At 35.2% G+C, this 18,373-nt stretch carries 20 protein-coding genes; 3 read left to right on the top strand and 17 right to left on the bottom strand.

The features are described 5' to 3' along the window. From murG to mraZ, 9 genes are all read right to left on the bottom strand, one after another. A complete protein-coding gene (gene murG / locus BW983_RS09780; protein WP_076551799.1) occupies positions 1–1,104 on the bottom strand; it encodes an undecaprenyldiphospho-muramoylpentapeptide beta-N-acetylglucosaminyltransferase in 1,104 nt (367 codons plus the stop codon). A gap of 59 nt (positions 1,105–1,163) precedes the next feature. Next, positions 1,164–2,402, bottom strand: a complete 1,239-nt coding sequence (locus BW983_RS09775) for an FtsW/RodA/SpoVE family cell cycle protein (RefSeq protein WP_076551798.1) — start codon at positions 2,400–2,402, stop codon at positions 1,164–1,166. 68 nt (positions 2,403–2,470) lie between these two features. After that, positions 2,471–3,796, bottom strand: a complete 1,326-nt coding sequence (gene murD, locus BW983_RS09770; protein ID WP_076551797.1) for a UDP-N-acetylmuramoyl-L-alanine--D-glutamate ligase — start codon at positions 3,794–3,796, stop codon at positions 2,471–2,473. Between the two features lie 62 nt (positions 3,797–3,858). Next, entirely contained in the window at positions 3,859–5,100 is a 1,242-nt protein-coding gene (gene mraY, locus BW983_RS09765; protein ID WP_076551796.1) for a phospho-N-acetylmuramoyl-pentapeptide-transferase, read from the bottom strand. Positions 5,101–5,119: 19 nt separating this feature from the next. Beyond that, positions 5,120–6,580 carry a UDP-N-acetylmuramoyl-L-alanyl-D-glutamate--2,6-diaminopimelate ligase gene (locus BW983_RS09760; RefSeq protein WP_076551795.1) on the bottom strand — a complete coding sequence of 487 codons (1,461 nt, stop codon included), beginning with the start codon at positions 6,578–6,580 and terminating at the stop codon, positions 5,120–5,122. A gap of 60 nt (positions 6,581–6,640) precedes the next feature. After that, on the bottom strand, positions 6,641–8,632 hold the full coding sequence (locus BW983_RS09755; protein ID WP_065395456.1) for a penicillin-binding transpeptidase domain-containing protein: 1,992 nt from the start codon (positions 8,630–8,632) through the stop codon (positions 6,641–6,643). Continuing rightward, on the bottom strand, positions 8,616–8,981 hold the full coding sequence (locus BW983_RS09750; RefSeq protein ID WP_027372881.1) for an FtsL-like putative cell division protein: 366 nt from the start codon (positions 8,979–8,981) through the stop codon (positions 8,616–8,618). Before BW983_RS09750 ends, BW983_RS09755 begins: the two co-directional genes overlap by 17 nt. Positions 8,982–9,053: 72 nt before the next feature. Further along, entirely contained in the window at positions 9,054–9,947 is an 894-nt protein-coding gene (rsmH, locus tag BW983_RS09745) for a 16S rRNA (cytosine(1402)-N(4))-methyltransferase RsmH (protein WP_065395455.1), read from the bottom strand. A gap of 47 nt (positions 9,948–9,994) precedes the next feature. Next, positions 9,995–10,453 carry a division/cell wall cluster transcriptional repressor MraZ gene (gene mraZ, locus BW983_RS09740; RefSeq protein WP_076551794.1) on the bottom strand — a complete coding sequence of 153 codons (459 nt, stop codon included), beginning with the start codon at positions 10,451–10,453 and terminating at the stop codon, positions 9,995–9,997. A gap of 272 nt (positions 10,454–10,725) precedes the next feature. On the opposite strand from mraZ, the gene BW983_RS09735 reads away from it, so the two are divergent. From BW983_RS09735 to BW983_RS09725, 3 genes are all read left to right on the top strand, one after another. Then, the gene (locus BW983_RS09735; RefSeq protein ID WP_076551793.1) at positions 10,726–11,487 is read left to right on the top strand and encodes an alpha/beta fold hydrolase; all 762 of its coding nucleotides are present in this window, start codon (positions 10,726–10,728) and stop codon (positions 11,485–11,487) included. A 63-nt stretch (positions 11,488–11,550) separates the two neighbouring features. Beyond that, positions 11,551–12,174: a ribosome biogenesis GTP-binding protein YihA/YsxC gene (gene yihA / locus BW983_RS09730; protein ID WP_076551792.1), complete on the top strand. Its 624-nt coding sequence runs from the start codon at positions 11,551–11,553 to the stop codon at positions 12,172–12,174. Continuing rightward, a complete protein-coding gene (locus tag BW983_RS09725; RefSeq protein WP_076551791.1) occupies positions 12,167–12,616 on the top strand; it encodes a GNAT family N-acetyltransferase in 450 nt (149 codons plus the stop codon). The genes yihA and BW983_RS09725 overlap by 8 nt, the downstream gene beginning before the upstream one ends. A gap of 57 nt (positions 12,617–12,673) precedes the next feature. Here BW983_RS09725 and BW983_RS24010 read toward each other — a convergent pair whose 3' ends face one another. The 8 genes from BW983_RS24010 to BW983_RS09695 all read right to left on the bottom strand — a co-directional run bounded on the left by BW983_RS24010 (position 12,674) and on the right by BW983_RS09695 (position 18,275). Then, entirely contained in the window at positions 12,674–12,826 is a 153-nt protein-coding gene (locus BW983_RS24010) for a hypothetical protein (RefSeq protein ID WP_167369977.1), read from the bottom strand. A 107-nt stretch (positions 12,827–12,933) separates the two neighbouring features. After that, positions 12,934–13,245 carry a hypothetical protein gene (locus tag BW983_RS09720; RefSeq protein WP_076551790.1) on the bottom strand — a complete coding sequence of 104 codons (312 nt, stop codon included), beginning with the start codon at positions 13,243–13,245 and terminating at the stop codon, positions 12,934–12,936. A gap of 20 nt (positions 13,246–13,265) precedes the next feature. Beyond that, positions 13,266–13,646 (bottom strand): DUF6232 family protein, encoded by a 381-nt coding sequence (locus BW983_RS09715; protein WP_076551789.1) that lies wholly within the window; start codon positions 13,644–13,646, stop codon positions 13,266–13,268. A gap of 18 nt (positions 13,647–13,664) precedes the next feature. Further along, positions 13,665–13,871 (bottom strand): hypothetical protein, encoded by a 207-nt coding sequence (locus BW983_RS09710; protein WP_076551788.1) that lies wholly within the window; start codon positions 13,869–13,871, stop codon positions 13,665–13,667. A 130-nt stretch (positions 13,872–14,001) separates the two neighbouring features. Next, the gene (locus tag BW983_RS24500; protein WP_262484591.1) at positions 14,002–14,133 is read right to left on the bottom strand and encodes a hypothetical protein; all 132 of its coding nucleotides are present in this window, start codon (positions 14,131–14,133) and stop codon (positions 14,002–14,004) included. Positions 14,134–14,151: 18 nt separating this feature from the next. Further along, positions 14,152–15,873 (bottom strand): hypothetical protein, encoded by a 1,722-nt coding sequence (locus BW983_RS09705; RefSeq protein ID WP_076551787.1) that lies wholly within the window; start codon positions 15,871–15,873, stop codon positions 14,152–14,154. Between the two features lie 69 nt (positions 15,874–15,942). After that, complete coding sequence (locus tag BW983_RS09700; RefSeq protein WP_065395447.1) at positions 15,943–16,608, bottom strand: response regulator; 666 nt, start codon at positions 16,606–16,608, stop codon at positions 15,943–15,945. Positions 16,609–16,619: 11 nt separating this feature from the next. Beyond that, positions 16,620–18,275 carry a tetratricopeptide repeat-containing sensor histidine kinase gene (locus tag BW983_RS09695; RefSeq protein ID WP_084184427.1) on the bottom strand — a complete coding sequence of 552 codons (1,656 nt, stop codon included), beginning with the start codon at positions 18,273–18,275 and terminating at the stop codon, positions 16,620–16,622. Positions 18,276–18,373: the final 98 nt, after the last annotated feature.

Here is an 18,373-nt window from a genome sequence, read left to right as displayed (position 1 = left end):
TTATCTATTAATCACTTTAAATATCTCATCTACAATCTCTTTTGTTGCGTTTGGTTTGGCAAAATATTTCAGATTGTCGGACATTTCTTTTCTTACATTTTCATTTTCGCAGATTTCTGATAGCGTATTCCAGAATTTTTCCTGCATTTCAGAGTCTTTTACCATTCTTGCTGCATTTTTTTCAACCAGATTCATGGCATTTTTGGTTTGATGATCTTCCGCGGCAAAAGGGAAGGGAACCAATAATACCGGTTTTTGTGCTACTGCCAACTCTGAAATGGCAATGGCTCCGGCTCTTGAAACAATGATATCGGCTGCGGAATATGCAGTTTCCATGTCTTTGATAAATTCAAGGATCTGAATATTTCGGGAGTCAATATCTTTTGTTTCTTCTATAATATCTTTATAATCAAGCTTTCCTGTTTGCCAGATCAGCTGATAATCTTTGTTGACAATTTCTTTTAAATGAGACTTCCATGCATTATTTAATGTTCTGGAGCCTAAAGATCCCCCTACCGATAAAATGGTAAGTTTGTCTTTATTCAGTCCCATTTTTTCTTTTGCCTGAGCAGTTTCCATCATTCCGGAAATAATATTGGAACGAATCGGGTTTCCCAGAAACTTTATCTTTTCTACAGGAAAACCGGCTACTTTTGGATAGGCTGTAAATATAGCTTTAGCAGCTTTACTTAATATTTTATTGGTAACTCCTGCATGGGCATTCTGTTCCTGAATAAAAACCGGCACACCTTGTTTAGTAGCTTCATATAAAGCAGGACCACTTGCGAATCCTCCTGTTCCAATTGCAACGTCTGGCTTAAACTCTTTAATAATAGCTTTTGATCTGCTTAAGCTTTTGATAATCTTGAAAGGAAGTCCTAAATTGGATAATAGATTTCCTCTGTCGATTCCTGCGATATCAATTCCTTCTATTTTGTAGCCTGCCTGTGGAACTTTTTCCATTTCCATTTTTCCGTTGGCTCCAATGAACAAAAATTCTGTATCAGGAAACCTTTTTTTGATTTCGTCTGCGATGGCGATTGCAGGGAAGATGTGTCCTCCTGTTCCTCCGCCTGATAGTATTACTTTTAGTTTTTTGTTCATTTTATATAATAGGACTGTGTCCGATTTTTTGTTAAATCGTCCCCTTGGGACTCTTTGGTTTATGCGATATCGTTTATTTCTGCTATGCTTTGTTTTTTGCCCATTCCTTCTTCATCGTAAATCTGAATTCTGGAGCTTATATTCAGGATAATTCCTAGTTGTAAATAGGTTACCAACATTGAGGTTCCTCCATAACTGATCAGTGGTAATGGTTGTCCTGTTACCGGGATCAGGTTAACAGCCACGGCAATGTTTACTGAAAGCTGTATGAAGATCATCACTCCAAGACTGAGCACGAGCAACGATCCAAAGAAAGCTGGCATTTTACTGGCGATCATTACAATCCGTATCATCATAATGAGATAGAGACAGATCAGGAAGGCGGCTCCTATTACTCCATATTCTTCTACGATTACAGCGAAGATAAAGTCGGAAGCAGATTGTGGAAGCATTTGTTTTAATGCACTTTTGCCTGGTCCCATTCCGGTAATTCCTCCGTGTACGATGGCTGCTTTTGCCTGCATTACCTGATAATTTTTAGCTTTTACGCTTTCGTCATCGGTATCTGCTGATTTTGCTTTACTTGATGTAAAGGTCTCAATACGGCTCATCCATGTATGAACACGGTTTCCGCCGATCATGTTTGTATTCAATGCTATTAACAGGAAGAACACGATGGCTACAAATGATGCAGAAATGAACCCTGCAATGTATTTCCAGTGAAGTTGTCCTATAATTAAAACAATCACGGAAACCATCAGAATCATTAGAGCTGTAGAACCGTTATCTTTTGCTACTAGTACAAAAACAAGAAGAATAGGTCCGAAAATATACATGATATTTTCAATTGGGAGTCTTTCTCTTGTGATCTTTTTGGTTAAATATCTACACAGGTAGATAATCAGCATCAGGAATGCAAATGATGAGGGCTGGAACGAGATCGGTGTTCCCGGTATTTTCAGCCATCGGGAAGCACTGGCTCCATCAATGGTTTGTCCGGTAAACATGGTAACGATCAATAACACGATCATCAGCCCGAGCAATATACTGCTGAGTTTTCCGATGTATTCGTATTTTATGGTTCCAACAAGTCTCATGATTGCTAAACCTAAGACTACAAAGAACATATGCTTGATAACGTGACCTGTAGTGGTTCCGTTATTAACGATATATTCCAAGTTTGAACTAGCAGAGTAAACTGGGAAAATAGAGAAAATGGAGATCACAAGAATGACCATCCAAAGTACTTTATCGCCCTTTAGAAATTCAAATCTGCTTTCTGTATTCTGCTCGTCCATAATATTTGTATTCTTGTATTGATGTAAAATGTATTGTTGATAATACTTAATACATTAATACTTTACATTTATTTTAATACTTGTTCTTTAAACTGACGTCCTCTGTCTTCATAGCTTTTGAATAAATCAAAACTTGCACAACATGGTGACAGAAGAACAGTGTCTCCGTTTTTAGCCAGTGATTTTGATATTTTCACGGCTTCTTCCATACTTGAAGTATCATAGATGAATTCTTTTTTATCTTTAAAGAAATCAATGATCTTCTTGTTATCAATTCCAAGGCAAACAATTGCTTTTACTTTTCTTTTAACTAAGTCCTCTATTTCGGTATAGTCGTTTCCTTTGTCTAGTCCGCCAACGATCCATACGGTTGGAGTTTTCATGCTTTCCAACGCGTAGTAAGTAGCATTTACATTGGTTGCTTTACTGTCATTGATGTACTTTACTCCATCAGTTTCAGTTACAAATTCCAATCTGTGTTCTACTGCCTGGAATGTCATCAATGAATGTCTTATGCTTTCATTGTTGATTTTTAATATTTTACCGGCAATGGAAGCTGCTAAACTATTGGCAACGTTATGGTTTCCAAGGAGTGATAATTCTTCAACTTTCATTGAGAAATCGTCCTTCATTTTTACTACAATCTGATCATCATTTACAAAACCTCCTTCTTCCAGCTTCTCTTTTGTAGAGAAAGGGATCATTTTTGCTTTTATTTCTAGCTTTTCAAGAAGGTTCTTACTCATTTCATCATCTTTGTTATAGATAAAGAAATTATCATTTTCCTGATTTTCAGTAATTCTGAATTTTGCTAAAGCATATTCCTCATAGTTGTAGTTGTACTGATCCAGGTGATCCTGAGACAGGTTCAACAATAAGGAAATATATGGTCTGAAATTCTGAATATCATCTAGCTGGAAAGAACTTACTTCCAATACATAATATTCATGGTTTTCATCTGCAACCTGCTTTGCAAAGCTGTATCCTATGTTTCCTCCCAACCCTACGTTTAATCCGTCATTTTTCAGGATGTAGTAGATCAGGGAAGTTGTGGTTGTTTTTCCGTTACTTCCTGTAATAGCGATGATCTTTGCGTCTGTAAATTCAGAAGCGAATTCAATTTCAGAGGAAAGTCTTATTCCTTTTTCATGAATTTTGTGGATGATCTCTGCCTTTTTCGGGATTCCCGGGCTTTTTACGATCCAGTCAGCATTTAAAATCCTTTCTTCATCGTGGTTTCCTTCTTCAAATTCAATTTCATTTTCGGTAAGAAACTGCTTATAGTTATCTTTAATGGCTCCTTTATCTGAAAGAAATACTTCCAGACCTTTCTTTTTAGCCAAATAAGCAGCTCCACATCCGCTTTCTCCTCCTCCTAAAACAACTATTTTCATATTATTTTGATTTAATGATCAAAAGATTCAGTGTTAAAATCTTTCAATTTTTAAATTAAGGTTTATCTCATTTTTAGTGTGATCAGACAGACAATTGCCAGTATTACTCCGATGATGATCATTCTGTTTACGATTTTACTTTCGTGAAATCCGTCTTTCTGATAATGGTGGTGTAATGGTGACATCTTGAATAGTCTATTGTTTTGGGCATATTCTAACCCATATTTTTTCTTTCTGTATTTGAAAACGATTACCTGAAGCATTACGGAAAGGTTTTCGATCAGGAAAATTCCGCATAAAACAGGAATCAACAATTCTTTTCTTAAAATAATGGCTAAAACAGCGATTACTCCTCCCAGCATCAAACTTCCTGTGTCTCCCATGAAAACCTGAGCAGGATAGGTGTTGTACCAGAAGAACCCAATAACGGCTCCTACCATTGCGACGGCAAAAATGGTGGTTTCACCCATATTCGGTAGGAACATTATATTTAGATAATCCGCAAAAATGATGTTCCCAGAAAGGTAGGCGAAAAGCGCGAGGGTAAGCAGTATTATGGCACTGGTTCCTGCTGCAAGACCATCTATTCCATCGGTGATATTGGCTCCATTAGAAACGGCTGTTACAATGAAAATTACGATGGGTATAAAGACAATCCATGCCCATTCGTGGGCATCTTTTTCATTCATCCAAAACAGTATTCCACTGTAATCAAATTCATTGTTCTTTGCGAATGGTACAGTAGAAACTGTGATTTTCTCGGTAGGCATGAAGTTTTGCTCTACGTTGTTTCTGTTTACCACTTTTGCATCAGCATATTTTCTTTTTACAGTAATATCCGGGTGGAAATACATTGTAACTCCGACAATTAACCCCAATCCAACTTGTCCTATAATTTTGAATTTTCCGCTTAATCCGTCTTTGTTTTTCTTGATTTTCTTTAAATAATCATCCAGGAATCCTATGGCTCCCATCCAGAACATTGAAACCAGCAGCAATACAATATATACATTGGTAATTCTTGTAAACAGTAATACAGGAATAATAGTTGCCAAAATGATGATAAGACCTCCCATAGTAGGAGTTCCTTCTTTTTGTTTCTGTCCGTCTAATCCAAGATCACGTACCAATTCTCCCATTTGTTTTGTTCTCAGGTAATTGATTACTCTTTTTCCGTAGACAAGAGCAATAATTAGGGAGAACAGCACAGCCATTCCAGCACGGAAGGAGATGTATTTCAACATTCCTAATCCGGGGATGTGGATTCCATGGTCGGTTAGATATTCGTATAGATAGTATAGCATAGTTTCAATTTGTTAATAATTACTTGCTCATTAATTTCCAAAGCTCATTAATTACTTCTTTGTCATCAAAATGATGTTTCACACCATTTATCTCCTGATATGTTTCGTGTCCTTTTCCGGCTACGAGAACAATATCCTTAGGTTCTGCAAACTTTATTGCCATTTTTATGGCTTCTTTTCTATCAGGGATTGAAGTGTATTTGCTGAAGTTCTGAGGTTCAACGCCTGCTTCAATTTCCTTGATAATTTGTCCCGGTTCTTCTGTTCTCGGGTTATCTGAAGTGATGATTGCCAATGTTGATTTTTTAGTGGCAATATTTCCCATTTCAGGTCTTTTGGAGTGATCTCTGTCGCCTCCGCAACCGAAAACTGTGATTAATCTTTCGTTTTTGGTTCTGATATCGTTAATGCTGTCCAGAATGTTTTCTAAAGCATCCGGAGTGTGCGCATAGTCCACGATAAAGAAAATCCCGCCATCTGATTTGAAGGTTTCAAATCTGCCGGAAACTCTTTTTAGCTTACTGATTGCCTGAAGAATTTCATCTTGCTCAAAACCAAGCTCTTCTGCGATTCCGAAAACTAACAATAAGTTGTAAACATTGAATTTTCCTGTCAGAGTCGTCCAGAATTCTTTTCCGTTGAAATTCAGGAGCATTCCGTTAAAGTCAACTTCTAAAAGTTTTCCGTGAAAGTCTGCCATTGTTTTCAGAGCATAAGACTTCTTTTTTGCCTTAGTGTTCTGAAGCATGACATTGCCGTTTTTGTCATCTACATTGGTGATGGCAATGGCTGTATCTTCTAATTCATCAAAGAATCTTTTTTTCGTTTTTAAGTATTCTTCGAAAGTTTTATGATAATCTAAATGATCGTGGGTAAGATTCGTAAATCCTGCTACTTTGAAGTGTAATCCTTCAATTCTGTTTTGAGCAATTCCGTGTGAACTTACTTCCATGAAAGCAAATTCGCATCCTTTCTCCACTGCTTCAGCTAAGATTTTATTAATGGTAATCACATCCGGAGTGGTATGTGTTGCCGGAATAATTTCTTCACCAATTCTGATCTCAACTGTTGATAATAATGCAGAATCATATCCTAAGTTTTTGAAAACATCAAAAAGCAGGGTAGAAACAGATGTTTTTCCATTGGTTCCTGTAACTCCTATCAGTTTCAACTTGTGAGATGGGTTTCCATAGAAATTGGAAGCAAGGTGTCCTAAAGCTTTAGCAGAATCTTTTACTTTTACATACGTTACATTTTCTGCCAGGGTTTCAGGAAGTTCTTCGCAAACAATTGTTTTTGCTCCTTTTTCAATAGAAGACTCAATGAATGAATGTCCATCCACCACTGTTCCTCTCATTGCGATGTAAAGAGAGTTTTCTGTAACCTTTCTGCTGTCGAACACTAGTTCTGATACCTCACGGTTGTTATCTCCGTGGATTTCTATTACTGGGATTCTGTTTACTAATTCTGTTATTATCATTTTATATCAATAGGACTTTATCCTATTTTGGCTTAAATCGTCCCTTTTGGACTCTGTTTTTTAATTCTGTAGAGATAAATATATTCTCTGGTTCTTACTGATTGTGGTACCTTCTAAAGGAAACTGTTCTTTAATTCTTCCAACTCCTTTATAGTCTACACGGTATCCTAAGTTTTCCAATTGTGGGATGACGTTTTTACCAATCAATCCAACTACGTTTGGCATTTGTTTATCTGTGACTGCTACTTTTACATTAGGTTCAACCATTTTGCTCAGGTTTACCTTTTTGTCTACCAGCATTTCTTTTTCAATATTCTGTGGTGTTTTCAGGAATGTTTTTCCTGCAATTTCCTTAAACACCGGTGCTGCTACAGGACCTCCATAGAATCCGATTGAAGTATTCGGTTCACTTACCATTACATAACACGTATATTTTGGTGCATCTGCGGGATAAAATCCAGCGAATGAAGCTCTATATTTCATCGGTCCAGGTAACCAGTATTCAAATCTTGCTGTTCCTGTTTTTCCTGCCATTTTCAGGTTCGGGGTAAAGATGCTTCGTCCCGTTCCTTTTTCTACGGCTTTGGTTAATGCGCTGGTCATCATTTTAATGGCTTTTTCTGATGCCATTTTATTAACCATTACTTCGGGTTTTGAGCTATACATTACTTTTCCATCTTTCATGATCTTGTCGATGAATAATGGTTTAAGCATTTTTCCTCCGTTAGCAACTCCGTTGTAGAAAGTTGCGAGTTGTAGCAGGTTAATGTTTGAAGAGTATCCGTAAGAGATAGAAGCCAGTGTTGCTGCATTCCATCTTTTATTTTCAGGGGTAACGATCTTCGGTTTTGTGATTCCCGGAAGTTCGATGTCCATTTTGTCAAATAATTTCCACCGTTTCAAATGGTCAAGGAAGATCTGTGGCTTTTCAGCGTAATATTTTGTGATAAGCTTAGCTGTTCCTACGTTACTGGATTTAGCTAATACATCACTGATATCATAAGTTCCTCCGCCGTGACCGTCTGAAATTCTCTGTTTTGCGTAAGTCCATACTCCGTTTCCTACGTTTACAGTGGTATTTTCATCGATGAATCCATCATCCATTGCTGCTAAAAGAGAAATGGTTTTGAAGGTAGATCCCGGTTCAATATTATCTTTTAAAGCATAGTTGTAAGAATCTTCATAATCTCCTGATTCTGTTCTTCTTAAATTAACCAACGCACGTACTTTTCCTGTTTCTACTTCCATTACGATTACGGTTCCATGTTTGGCTTCGTAATGCGTAAGTTGTTTCTCCAAAGCAGAGTGCGCAATGTCTTGAATTCTAAGATCTAAGGTTGTGTAAACATCTTCTCCGTCTACAGGCTCCTGAACTTTCCAGAAATCAATAGGTTTCCATTGTGAAGAGTTGATTCTTTGCTCTAATCTTTTTCCGTCCGTACCGGTTAAATACTTTGAAAAAGCTCCTTCAAGTCCGGATCTAAGTTCTCCGTTATCTATACCGATGGTTCCGGCACCAATTTCTGAAGTGGCAAGTTCTCTTTTGTAGTTTCTGTCTACGATGAAACCGCCTTTATTTTTACCTCTTTTAAATATCGGGAACTTTCTGATTCTGTCGTATTGATCAAAATCAAGTCCTTTTACCAAAGTATAGTATTGGTTTTTCTTTTTCTTTTGTTCGTCGAATTTTTGTCTGAACTCTCCTCTGGATTTTCCGAACATTTTGCTCAGTGAATCCGTTAATGCTCCGATGTTGTTGCTGTAGATCGTATCTTTCATCGTTTTGAAGTCAAGATAGATGTCATAGCGCATTACTGTTGTGGCAAGAATAGATCCATCGGAAGCAAATAAGTTACCACGGGCAGCTTTTAAAGTGGCTTCACGGTAATTTTTATTAATGTAATCGTCTTTAATTTCCTGAACATTGGTATTCTGAAGGATTACAATCCTTGCCAAGAACATTACAAACACGCACAAAGCTACCACTGCAAAGAGGTAGCCCCATCGTAACGTTTTTTTACGTTTGTTGTCGTATTCATTTTGCTTTTGCATCTGTACTGTCCAGTTTTATTAGCAATTTGTGAGGGTGGTTTTCGAGGGTCATCAATGAGTCCCGCGCAACCTCTTTCCCCAGCTCTGATTCCATTTTTACCTTGATCAGCTTACTCTGGGCGTAAGCGTTTCTCGATTTATATTCTTCCGTTTCTTCTTTTAAGGCATTTACAATTTTAATTTTCTTGTTGACGAGATGATTACTGTAAATCATTGCCATCATCAAGATAAACAACAGGAGAAAATACTTATAATGTATTTTGATCTCATCACGATTCAGAAAGTTTCCTTTTATAATGTCTATAAAAGTGAGTCTTTTCTGGGGGCGATTTGTTGTTCTTTTTGCCAATTTAATTAAGTCAATTTGTTTTGTTGTCAATGGTCAATTTTGTTTTTAAAATTCACTTTTGACAATTCACTTTTAAACTTTTATTCCTGTTCTCATTTTTGCACTTCTTGCTCTCGAGTTTTCTTCAATCTCCTGATCGTCCGGGATGATTGCTTTGCTCTTAAGCAATTCGAATGCCTTTTTATAATTTCCGTAGATATCTCTTTCCGGTTCTCCTTCGAACATTCCGTTTTTCAGGAATCTTTTTACCAATCGGTCTTCTAAAGAATGGTAAGAAATCACTACTAATCTTCCTTCAGATTTTAAAACACTGTAAGCCTGAACAAGCATTTCTTTTAATACTTCAAGTTCCTGGTTTACTTCTATTCTTACTGCCTGGAATAGCTGTGCATAGAATTTATTCACTTTATGAGGCGGAAGGTAGCTGAAAAGCTTTTTCAAATCCTCAGTAGTTTCTATACTTTTTGTTTTTCTATGATGAACAATATCTCTAGCCAGTTTTCTGGCTTCTCTCAGTTCACCATAGTGATAAAAGATATCAGCCAGTTCTTCTTCTCCATATTCATTAATTACTCTTTTGGCATCGAGATTCTGCATTACATTCATTCTCATGTCCAAAGGAGCGTTGCTTCTTGTAGAGAAACCTCTGTCTGCCTCATCGAACTGGTGTGATGAAACACCTAAATCAGCCAGAACACCGTCTACCTGAGAAATTCCGTACATCAGTAATGAGTTTTCCAGGAATCTGAAATTCTGATTGACCAATGTAAATCGGGGATCATCAATTGTATTTTTAAGCGCATCCAAATCCTGATCGAAGCTGAACAGTTTTCCTTTTTCGGAAAGTCTGCTCAAAATCTCCCTTGAGTGTCCGCCACCTCCAAAGGTGCAGTCCACATATATTCCGTCAGGATTCGTCACCAAATCATCTACACTCTGCTTCAACAAAACGGGGTTATGATACATGCTTAATTGTGTTTTTTATTTAATATAATCCTTAATAACCTTTACAGCTATTCTTCATCGAAAGAGCCCATCACATCTTCGGCAAGGCTGGCAAAATCTGTTTCATTGGTGGAAATTACTTTTTCGTAGGCATCTTTATCCCAAATTTCGAAAAGTTCTCCTGCACTTGTGATGACTACATCTTTCTGAAGATTTGAAAAAGTCATCAAGTCTTTGGAAATCTGTAATCTTCCTGCGTTGTCCAATTCCACTGTTTTTACTCCTGCCGTAAACATTCGTATGAAATCAGCATTCTTTTTTATGAACCTGTTCAGTTTATTAATTTTCCCCATCAGTGTATCCCACGCATTCATTGGGTATACTTCCAGACAAGGTTGGAACACAGATCTTTTGACTACAAACGCCTTATCCTCGAAGTTCTCCATCTGTTTGATCAGAGAGGAAGGAACTTTTAAGCGACCTTTGTCGTCAATTTTACACTCATATGTTCCAATGAAATTTTTCATTTGGGACAAATTTATATAATAATTTCCAAAATTTCCCACTTTTTCCCACTTTTTGACTCAATGTTAATAAGTTTTATTAAAGATTGAGTTCTAAGAATGTAATTGGTTGATATGTAGAGTATTGTTAAAACTGTTATTTAAGCCATAATAAAGCGATTTTGAAAAAAAAAGTTAAAAAGGAGAATATTATATTATTTTTATCTTAAATTAGGATAATCAAAATATTTTTGAGGTTTAATTTGTATTTTTGCAGGGCTTTATTAGAGCGACTTATGATATTTAGTACAAAAAAAGAAAAGAAATATTCCTATGTAGAGGCGGGAGAAGGACATCCATTAGTGCTGTTGCACGGGTTAATGGGTGGATTGAGTAATTTCGATAAAATGGTAGATTTTTTTTCGGACAGAGGATATAAGGTATATGTTCCTCAGTTGCCAATCTATGATTTACCGGTACTCAATACGAATCTTACCACTTTAGCAAAATATATTATCAAGTTTATAGAGAGTCATATTTCAGGACCTGTAACCATTGTAGGAAACTCAATGGGGGGGCATGTAGGGCTTATTTTAACCTTGGCAAGACCGGATCTTGTAAAGAATCTTGTTTTAACGGGAAGTTCGGGATTATACGAACGAACTTTTGGGGACAGTTTCCCACGAAAAAATGACAAGTCTTATATCAGAAAGAAGACTGAAGAGGTTTTCTATGATCCTAAAGTTGCAACAGAAGATCTTGTAGACGAGGTTTTCGGAGTGGTGAATGATAGAATGAAGGGAATAAAAACAGTAATGTTGGCAAGAAGTGCCATTAAACACAATATGCTAAACGATCTTCCTAAGATCCTGACGCCAACCTGTCTGATCTGGGGAAAACAGGATAATGTAACTCCTCCGGAAGTAGCGGAAGATATGCATAAGTTTATTCCTAATTCGGATTTATTCTGGATAGATCACTGCGGTCATGCTGCGATGATGGAAAAACCAGATGAATTCAATGAAATCCTGTATAGCTGGATAAAAGATAAAGTTTAAAAACATAATAAATAACCATTAAGAGCTTTTCTTAGTGGTTTATTTTTCTAAAATATATTCAAAATGATTATTAAGACAGCAGAGTTTGTAAAAAGTAGTGGAAAATGGCAGGAATGTCCCGAGCCTAATATACCTGAATATGCTTTTATCGGAAGGTCTAATGTAGGTAAATCATCATTGATTAATGCGATGATGAATCATAAGGATTTGGCTAAAACATCTCAGACTCCGGGAAAAACTCAGCTGATCAATCATTTCCTGGTGAATGAAAACTGGTATCTTACCGATTTGCCAGGGTATGGATATGCAAAAGTATCTAAGGTACAACGTAAGGATTTTGAGAAGTTGATTACAAATTATATCCTTAACAGAAGAAATCTGGTGAACCTTTTCGTATTGGTAGATGTAAGACATAAACCTCAGGCGATAGATCTTGATTTTATGCAATGGTGTGGTGAAAGTGGTGTACCATTTTCAATTGTCTTTACGAAAGCTGATAAGCTAAAGCCGAATGCGGTTGTTAAAAATGTAGAAGACTACAAAATAGAGTTGCATAAAACCTGGGAAGATCTTCCGGAGTTATATATAACCTCAGCTGAGAAGAAAGAAGGTGGAGATCTTATTTTAGATTTTATAAGAAAGACGAATGATTTTTTAATTCAAAATGGTGTAAGTTTCGATGAGTAATATTGTTTGGAAAATCAAAACATTTGATGAGTTTACTGTTCCTGAATTGTATGCTGTTTTAAAGGCGCGTATAGATGTTTTCGTTATTGAGCAGAACTGTCCTTATCCCGATCTGGATAATTCTGATCAGAAAGCGGTTCATATCTGGGCAGAAGAAAATGGAGATGTTCTTGCTTATTGCCGTGTTTTTGACAAGGGAATAAAATACGACGAAACTTCCATCGGAAGAGTTTTGACTACAGAGAAGGCGAGAGGAAAGAGTCTAGGGAAATTACTTATCAAGTATGCAGTTGAGACAATAGAAAACCGTTTTCATACTTCTGAAATCAGGATTTCAGCACAGGATTATCTGCTGAAATTTTATGGAGATTTTGGTTTTAAAGATACCGGAAAGAAATATCTGGAGGATGATATTCCGCATACGGAAATGATTAGAAAATAAAATAAAAAGGTATCTCGTTCGAGATACCTTTTCTTTATTAATAATGTTGTTTTGGTTTTATTTTTTAGGGGGAGTACTTCCGGTCTCACCGTTTGTATCTTCCGGGGTTATATTGGTCTGTATTGTTGTTTGTGTGTGGTTTCCATTATTTGTTTCTAGATGGTTAGAAGGAAATAATAAACCTAATAATGTTAATAGAATCTGAATCATATTTATTAGAGTTTTAGTTCTCTAAAATAATAAAAAAAGCGAAGAAAACCTTCGCTTTTGAATGTTGATTATATGTTGAGTGTTTTTTAGTTTTTTTTTCTTTTTGATTAATTACAACTTGAGCAATATGATCTGTCTACATATTGTTTACTGTTTCCAGCATAATAATAACAACCTCCTCTTGAGCCTACATACAATTGGCTTCCATTATAAGTACATCCTCTGCTTTTAGAATAAGATCCGGAAGATGAGTAATTTGATCTTGTAGATTTACTTTTTCTACTTGTTTTGCTCTTTCCTTTTCTTGGTTTTTTAGTGAGTAGTTCTTTTGTGGAAGAAGTGCTGTTTGTAGAAGCGGAAAAGTTTGCCGGTAATAATAGTCCCAGTCCTAAAAGGCTGGTGAAAAGTAGTTTTTTCATAGTTTTGTTTTTTAGTTATTTTATCCTCGATGAACTATTGCATTATTGAGTGCGTTTACAATTTTTTGAATATAGTCTCTGTTTTTAGAAACAATACTGTTCGCTTCTCCTGCATTAGTACTTATTCGAACAGCATATTCATTTTTAATAGAAAAGATCCACCAGATACCTAGTGCTAAAAGTATTATTCCTACCCAAAAAACACTTTTAGAAAAAAGGAAAAATAGTCCAATGATGGTTATTATAATGGCTTTTGTTTTACTTTTAATAATTTTAAAAACATGAACAGAAGAGATGTTTCTCATAGCGTACGTCTTTGATTTGGTCACAAATCGAGATTGCGTTACTGTCACAGAGCTGTCTTGATAAAACGTCGTTTCATTTTGAGTTGCACTTTCCATAATATTATTTTGTAATGCTTATTTAGTATGACAATCTGGTGAACAATAGCGACAGCCATTTGACTGAGAATAGTCTTTTTTAGCCTCTTTTACTGCTTCTTTACAAGATGAGAACAGACCTAAATATTTTCTATTTTCAAAATTAGGCAGATAAGAACAATACTCATCATGAACTTCATGGTCACCATTAGATTGTGCTTTTTTGTTTACGTAATACTTTTTCATAGTAGTTGATTTAAAATTAGTATTCCAAAAGTATGACGCTTACCACCTCAATCCTTACGGGTTCCCGTAAAATGAAAAAACCTTTCAAAAACTTGAAAGGTTTGTATAGTGATAGTAAAAAGGATAATCTTTATCTTGGTTTTATGGGTTGATTGGGAGGAAGGATATCCCAATCCGGAAACTTTGCATTTTCTTTTTTAGGAGGATTTTCAGGTTGTTTGTCTTCCTGTTTTATTTCTGGTTTGTCTTCCTGATTGTTCATCTTATGGTGTTTTTAGTATTATAATATATTTTTTGAATCTCTGGAATTGGCTAAAAACTCTTCAGCACGCACAGATTGAAGCATTGTTTTTACTTCTTCAGCTTTTGCATCTTCCATATCGTATTCGGCTTTGAAATCTTCAAGTTCTGCCAGAGATCCTGCTAATGCTTCATTTGATTTTATACGGAATCCATTAACTCGTTTTTTTGCGTTATCTTTATTAGACGAATATCCTGATAATCCTAATGCAAGGAAACCAAAAGATACTCCTAAAATGATATAACTGAGAATATGAGCATCGGCTAAATAGGAGACAATACCAAGTGCAATGAATGGTATTGTAAAAGCAATTAGGCAGCCTTTACCTGAAGAAGCTTTTTTTACCTCATCTGTGAAAATCTTGTCCCAATGTTCACCATGGGTTTTCAATTGTTCCTCTTGATCCGTACCATTTGAAGAAGTTTTATAATTATCGATGACCAAGTTTGCAATGATAACGTTATTGGCTCTGTATTCTTTTGTATAGGTTTCGTGAGCATCTATAATCCAAGGGCTGCTTATTGCCACTGCTAAAGGTTGTGTAACATGAGTGGCGCCGGTTAGTTCAGGGATAAAAGCAACATTAGTAAGCATTTGAAGAAAATTTGTTTTCTCATCGAATGCTTTTTCCTGAGAATATTCGGGTGTTCCAGATCTTTTATTTCTTTTTTGATCAATAAGCTGTTGGTTGAGCTTTATTTTTTTTTGTAATTCAAACTCTTCATCATCAAAATTAGTGATCAGTAGGGAAAGGATTTCATCTAACTGATTTTTGGATGTTTTTGAGTAGTCAACAGGTGTGTCAAGAATATTCTTAATATATGAAGTTAGAAATTTATGCAATTTTACTTTCTTCATAGAAGATTTAAGTTCTTCCCAATTGGTACAGTATTTCTCAAGAAAAGGGTATTCTTTATTATCCAGGCGACCTTTATACTGAAAGAATTTTATCCATTCGTTTTTTTGTTCATTAATGTATTGATCGGTCTGCGTCAATAAATTCAGCCATTCATCTACGGTTGAAATGATTAATTCTCTTGAAGACTGTGGGAATGATCCGGTTGCAGCAGCTTCCAATACCATTACAAATTCACGGTCAAGATTATAAGGATCCTGATGCATCAGATATCTTTGTACCCACTGATGACATGCTTCATCTCTACCCAATCTTCTCATAAGGAGCATGAAAAATAGGGTGGTTTTATAGTCATCTCTTCTTAATGCTTCATTCAATGCTCTTTCAGTATCTTCACGATCATTACGTACCCAAGCTACAATGGCGACCATTGCGGGAGCAAGCCAATAATTAGGCGTTTTGATCATTAAGCTTTCAGCAGCATCCTGCATGATCTCATGTCTTACAATTCCACTATCTACAGCTTGTAGTATTCCTAGAACCGTTCTTCTGATCTCTTCATAATAACCGAATTTATTCTTTAAATCCTGCTTCAGGCTTTCCTGCATGTTTTCAGCAAACTGAAGATCTCTTTTTTCTTTATCAGCTTTTATAAAATCATCAATAATGCCGGACATAGCATCCATTCTGCCGTCCAGAGCCTGCTGCTTGCCGGTGATGTTACCAATTTCAGAGTTGATGTTACCTAATTGAGAATTAAATGAGTTCAGATTATTATTAAGGTGATTGATATTGCTATTAATTCCCTTAAGATTATCGTTGAGTAAAGAATCTTCGCGTGACATTTCCTTGTGTTTTAAAAAGATATTAGTTTTTTGAACTTAACAAAAATATACAAATATCTTTTTAATGGGTTAAATTAGTCCTAAATCTTTACAAAAAGCTATAAGTTGTTCATTACTGGAGATCTGAAGTTCTTCTTTCAGGTTATTTAATTTTTTCTCCACACTGCTTAAGCTGTTGGGCTTTATATTGTTATTTTGAAGATACACAGGAATATTCTTCTGTAGAACACCTTGAGACAAAAGAGAGACTAAGATAATATCGTAGTCTGTGAATTCATAGCTGTTTAGCTTTTTTACTTCCTGCTTCATATCAAGTGACAGATAGTTTTTATTTTCATATACAGAAGCTATTGCCTTTTTCAGATCTTTGGAATCATTTCTTGCCTTACGAACAAATCCATTGATTTCATATTCTTTAAAAAGTGAATCTATAACCCCAGACTTATGTTCTGCTGAAAAAACAATTGCCTTTAACGAAGGTTGTAGTTCTCTAACTGCTTTAATTAATTCTTTACCGTCTTTAATCTTTTGCTCATGGTGATCTTCCTCAAAAGACAGATCCGTGATCAATAAATCATAAAGGTCATTTTCTCTTATGGATTTTTGAACCTTGGCAAAGGCATCATCGCAATAATAAACATAATCGGTATTGGTAATGTTGAGATCTTCTAATGTTTTTTGTACAGAAATACTACTGCTTTCGTGGTCTTCGGCTATTAAAATTTTTTTGAACATTCTTTTGTTTTTTAAGATATGGGAAATGAAATATAAACCTTCAATCCCTTTTCGATTGTATTGTCAAAAATAATGGACCCCTTAATTTTTTCAATACGGGAAACCGTATTTGTCAACCCATTTCCATGAATAATTTCTCCGGGGATACCTATTCCATTGTCTGTATATTGGATTTGTATAAGGTTATTATTTCTTTCAAATTTAAATGCGACAAGATTTGCCCGGCTATGCTTCTTCATGTTCACTAAAAGTTCACGCATGATCTGGTAAACCTCATCCTGTACTGAATGGCTAAGATCCATCCAGATATTGGCTCCGTTTCCGGCAAGAAAAGTATTTACTTTTTCATTTTTAAATGATCCTATGAGATTTGAAATTTTCTTATAAAACTCAAGAATATCATTGGAGTCAACTTTTTCATAGGAAATATCTCTCGACTTTTCATATACAAACTCAAGCTCATCAAGAGCCTTGTCTTTATCAAAATGTTCCTGATTTTCAATTTTGGTCATTACCTGGTAAATACCATTGGCTACTACATCATGAACCTTTTTGGATATTTTTAGCTCATTTTCCTTGATTTTTAATTCGTTTTCCTTTTGTAATCTCTCTTTTCTTCTTTTAATCCAAATAGAGCCACTGATGGTTCCGCCTATTAATAATACAACCAAAGAAGCTATACCAATGTTTTGCAACAGAATCTGATTTTCTTTTTGTATGTTTTCTGTTTTTAATTTTTCTGCATCAAAGCGAATAAGGGCAAATTGATTTTTAGCATTATTTCGTGTTGTTTGTAAGCTATCATTAAGAGATAAAAATTGAGAAAAATATTTAGAATAATTATTAGGATCTGTTTGAATGAGTTTTTGTAAAGATTCGATTCTATCATCAGGGCTATTTAATCCTGTGGCAATTTTATACATTTCCTTTGCATGAAATAGCGATTTTTCTTCATCTGTTTTTGCATAGTAATCTGCTAAATGGGAATGGCTCGCATTTTGTCCCCAAAGATCATTAATGCTCTTATTGATTTTAAGTGCATTTAATAGTTCTGGTTCTGCATTATACCGGGGATTATTCATCCATTTTATAAATGCTAAATTTGATAATAATCTGGCAAATATTTTATAATCTTTGTGTTGTGTTTGAGGAAGAATAATATTGTAGATATCAATGGCATCTTTATATTTTTTTTGTTCAGTATAAATATGTGCTTTATTATTTAGATAGGAAACTCTGTTAATATTATTGTTTGCGAATTTAATTGCTAAGTCGTAAAACTTTATTGCTGAATTGTAGTCTTTTAAATTAGTGGTTGCAATACCTAAATTATTATAGTTTGAACATATAGTTTGATATTGCTCTTTATCTTTTTCATTAAAATATTTTACAGCTTCGAGGGATATTGTTTGCCCACTAAAATAATCTCCTTTATTTGTAGATATGATAGCCATATTTATTAAACATTTCCCTTCCTGAACTAAATCCTTATTCTGCTGGAATAGATCTTTGGCTTTGTCAAAGTATATATATGCACTATCCTCATTATTTTTTTCAAGAAACTCAAATGCTTTATCGTAGAATACATTTTCCTGTTGGTTGGTTATAGTTTTTGTTTTAGAACAAGAAGAAAGGATGATTACTAGAAGTACAAGAAAAATTCTCATAATTAGTCATTCCTAAAAATAAATACAACGATTTGATATTCAATATTTTATTATCAAATTTCGCTTAAAAATGTTGTATAAAATTGCAGAAAATCGTA

The sequence above is a fragment of the Chryseobacterium ureilyticum genome, from assembly GCF_900156735.1.
GTDB classification, from domain to species: Bacteria; Bacteroidota; Bacteroidia; order Flavobacteriales; family Weeksellaceae; genus Chryseobacterium; species Chryseobacterium ureilyticum.
Note: the sequence above shows the minus strand (reverse complement) of the source record. Positions and strands in the feature narration are given on the sequence as shown.

Coding starts and splice junctions, on each gene's coding strand:
- murG (WP_076551799.1), bottom strand. CDS start 1,104: ATGAACAAAAAACTAAAAGTAATACTATCAGGCGGAGGAACAGGAGGA.
- BW983_RS09775 (WP_076551798.1), bottom strand. CDS start 2,402: ATGGACGAGCAGAATACAGAAAGCAGATTTGAATTTCTAAAGGGCGAT.
- murD (WP_076551797.1), bottom strand. CDS start 3,796: ATGAAAATAGTTGTTTTAGGAGGAGGAGAAAGCGGATGTGGAGCTGCT.
- mraY (WP_076551796.1), bottom strand. CDS start 5,100: ATGCTATACTATCTATACGAATATCTAACCGACCATGGAATCCACATC.
- BW983_RS09760 (WP_076551795.1), bottom strand. CDS start 6,580: ATGATAATAACAGAATTAGTAAACAGAATCCCAGTAATAGAAATCCAC.
- BW983_RS09755 (WP_065395456.1), bottom strand. CDS start 8,632: ATGCAAAAGCAAAATGAATACGACAACAAACGTAAAAAAACGTTACGA.
- rsmH (WP_065395455.1), bottom strand. CDS start 9,947: ATGTATCATAACCCCGTTTTGTTGAAGCAGAGTGTAGATGATTTGGTG.
- mraZ (WP_076551794.1), bottom strand. CDS start 10,453: ATGAAAAATTTCATTGGAACATATGAGTGTAAAATTGACGACAAAGGT.
- BW983_RS09735 (WP_076551793.1), top strand. CDS start 10,726: ATGATATTTAGTACAAAAAAAGAAAAGAAATATTCCTATGTAGAGGCG.
- yihA (WP_076551792.1), top strand. CDS start 11,551: ATGATTATTAAGACAGCAGAGTTTGTAAAAAGTAGTGGAAAATGGCAG.
- BW983_RS09725 (WP_076551791.1), top strand. CDS start 12,167: ATGAGTAATATTGTTTGGAAAATCAAAACATTTGATGAGTTTACTGTT.
- BW983_RS24010 (WP_167369977.1), bottom strand. CDS start 12,826: ATGATTCAGATTCTATTAACATTATTAGGTTTATTATTTCCTTCTAAC.
- BW983_RS09720 (WP_076551790.1), bottom strand. CDS start 13,245: ATGAAAAAACTACTTTTCACCAGCCTTTTAGGACTGGGACTATTATTA.
- BW983_RS09715 (WP_076551789.1), bottom strand. CDS start 13,646: ATGGAAAGTGCAACTCAAAATGAAACGACGTTTTATCAAGACAGCTCT.
- BW983_RS09710 (WP_076551788.1), bottom strand. CDS start 13,871: ATGAAAAAGTATTACGTAAACAAAAAAGCACAATCTAATGGTGACCAT.
- BW983_RS24500 (WP_262484591.1), bottom strand. CDS start 14,133: ATGAACAATCAGGAAGACAAACCAGAAATAAAACAGGAAGACAAACAA.
- BW983_RS09705 (WP_076551787.1), bottom strand. CDS start 15,873: ATGTCACGCGAAGATTCTTTACTCAACGATAATCTTAAGGGAATTAAT.
- BW983_RS09700 (WP_065395447.1), bottom strand. CDS start 16,608: ATGTTCAAAAAAATTTTAATAGCCGAAGACCACGAAAGCAGTAGTATT.
- BW983_RS09695 (WP_084184427.1), bottom strand. CDS start 18,275: ATGAGAATTTTTCTTGTACTTCTAGTAATCATCCTTTCTTCTTGTTCT.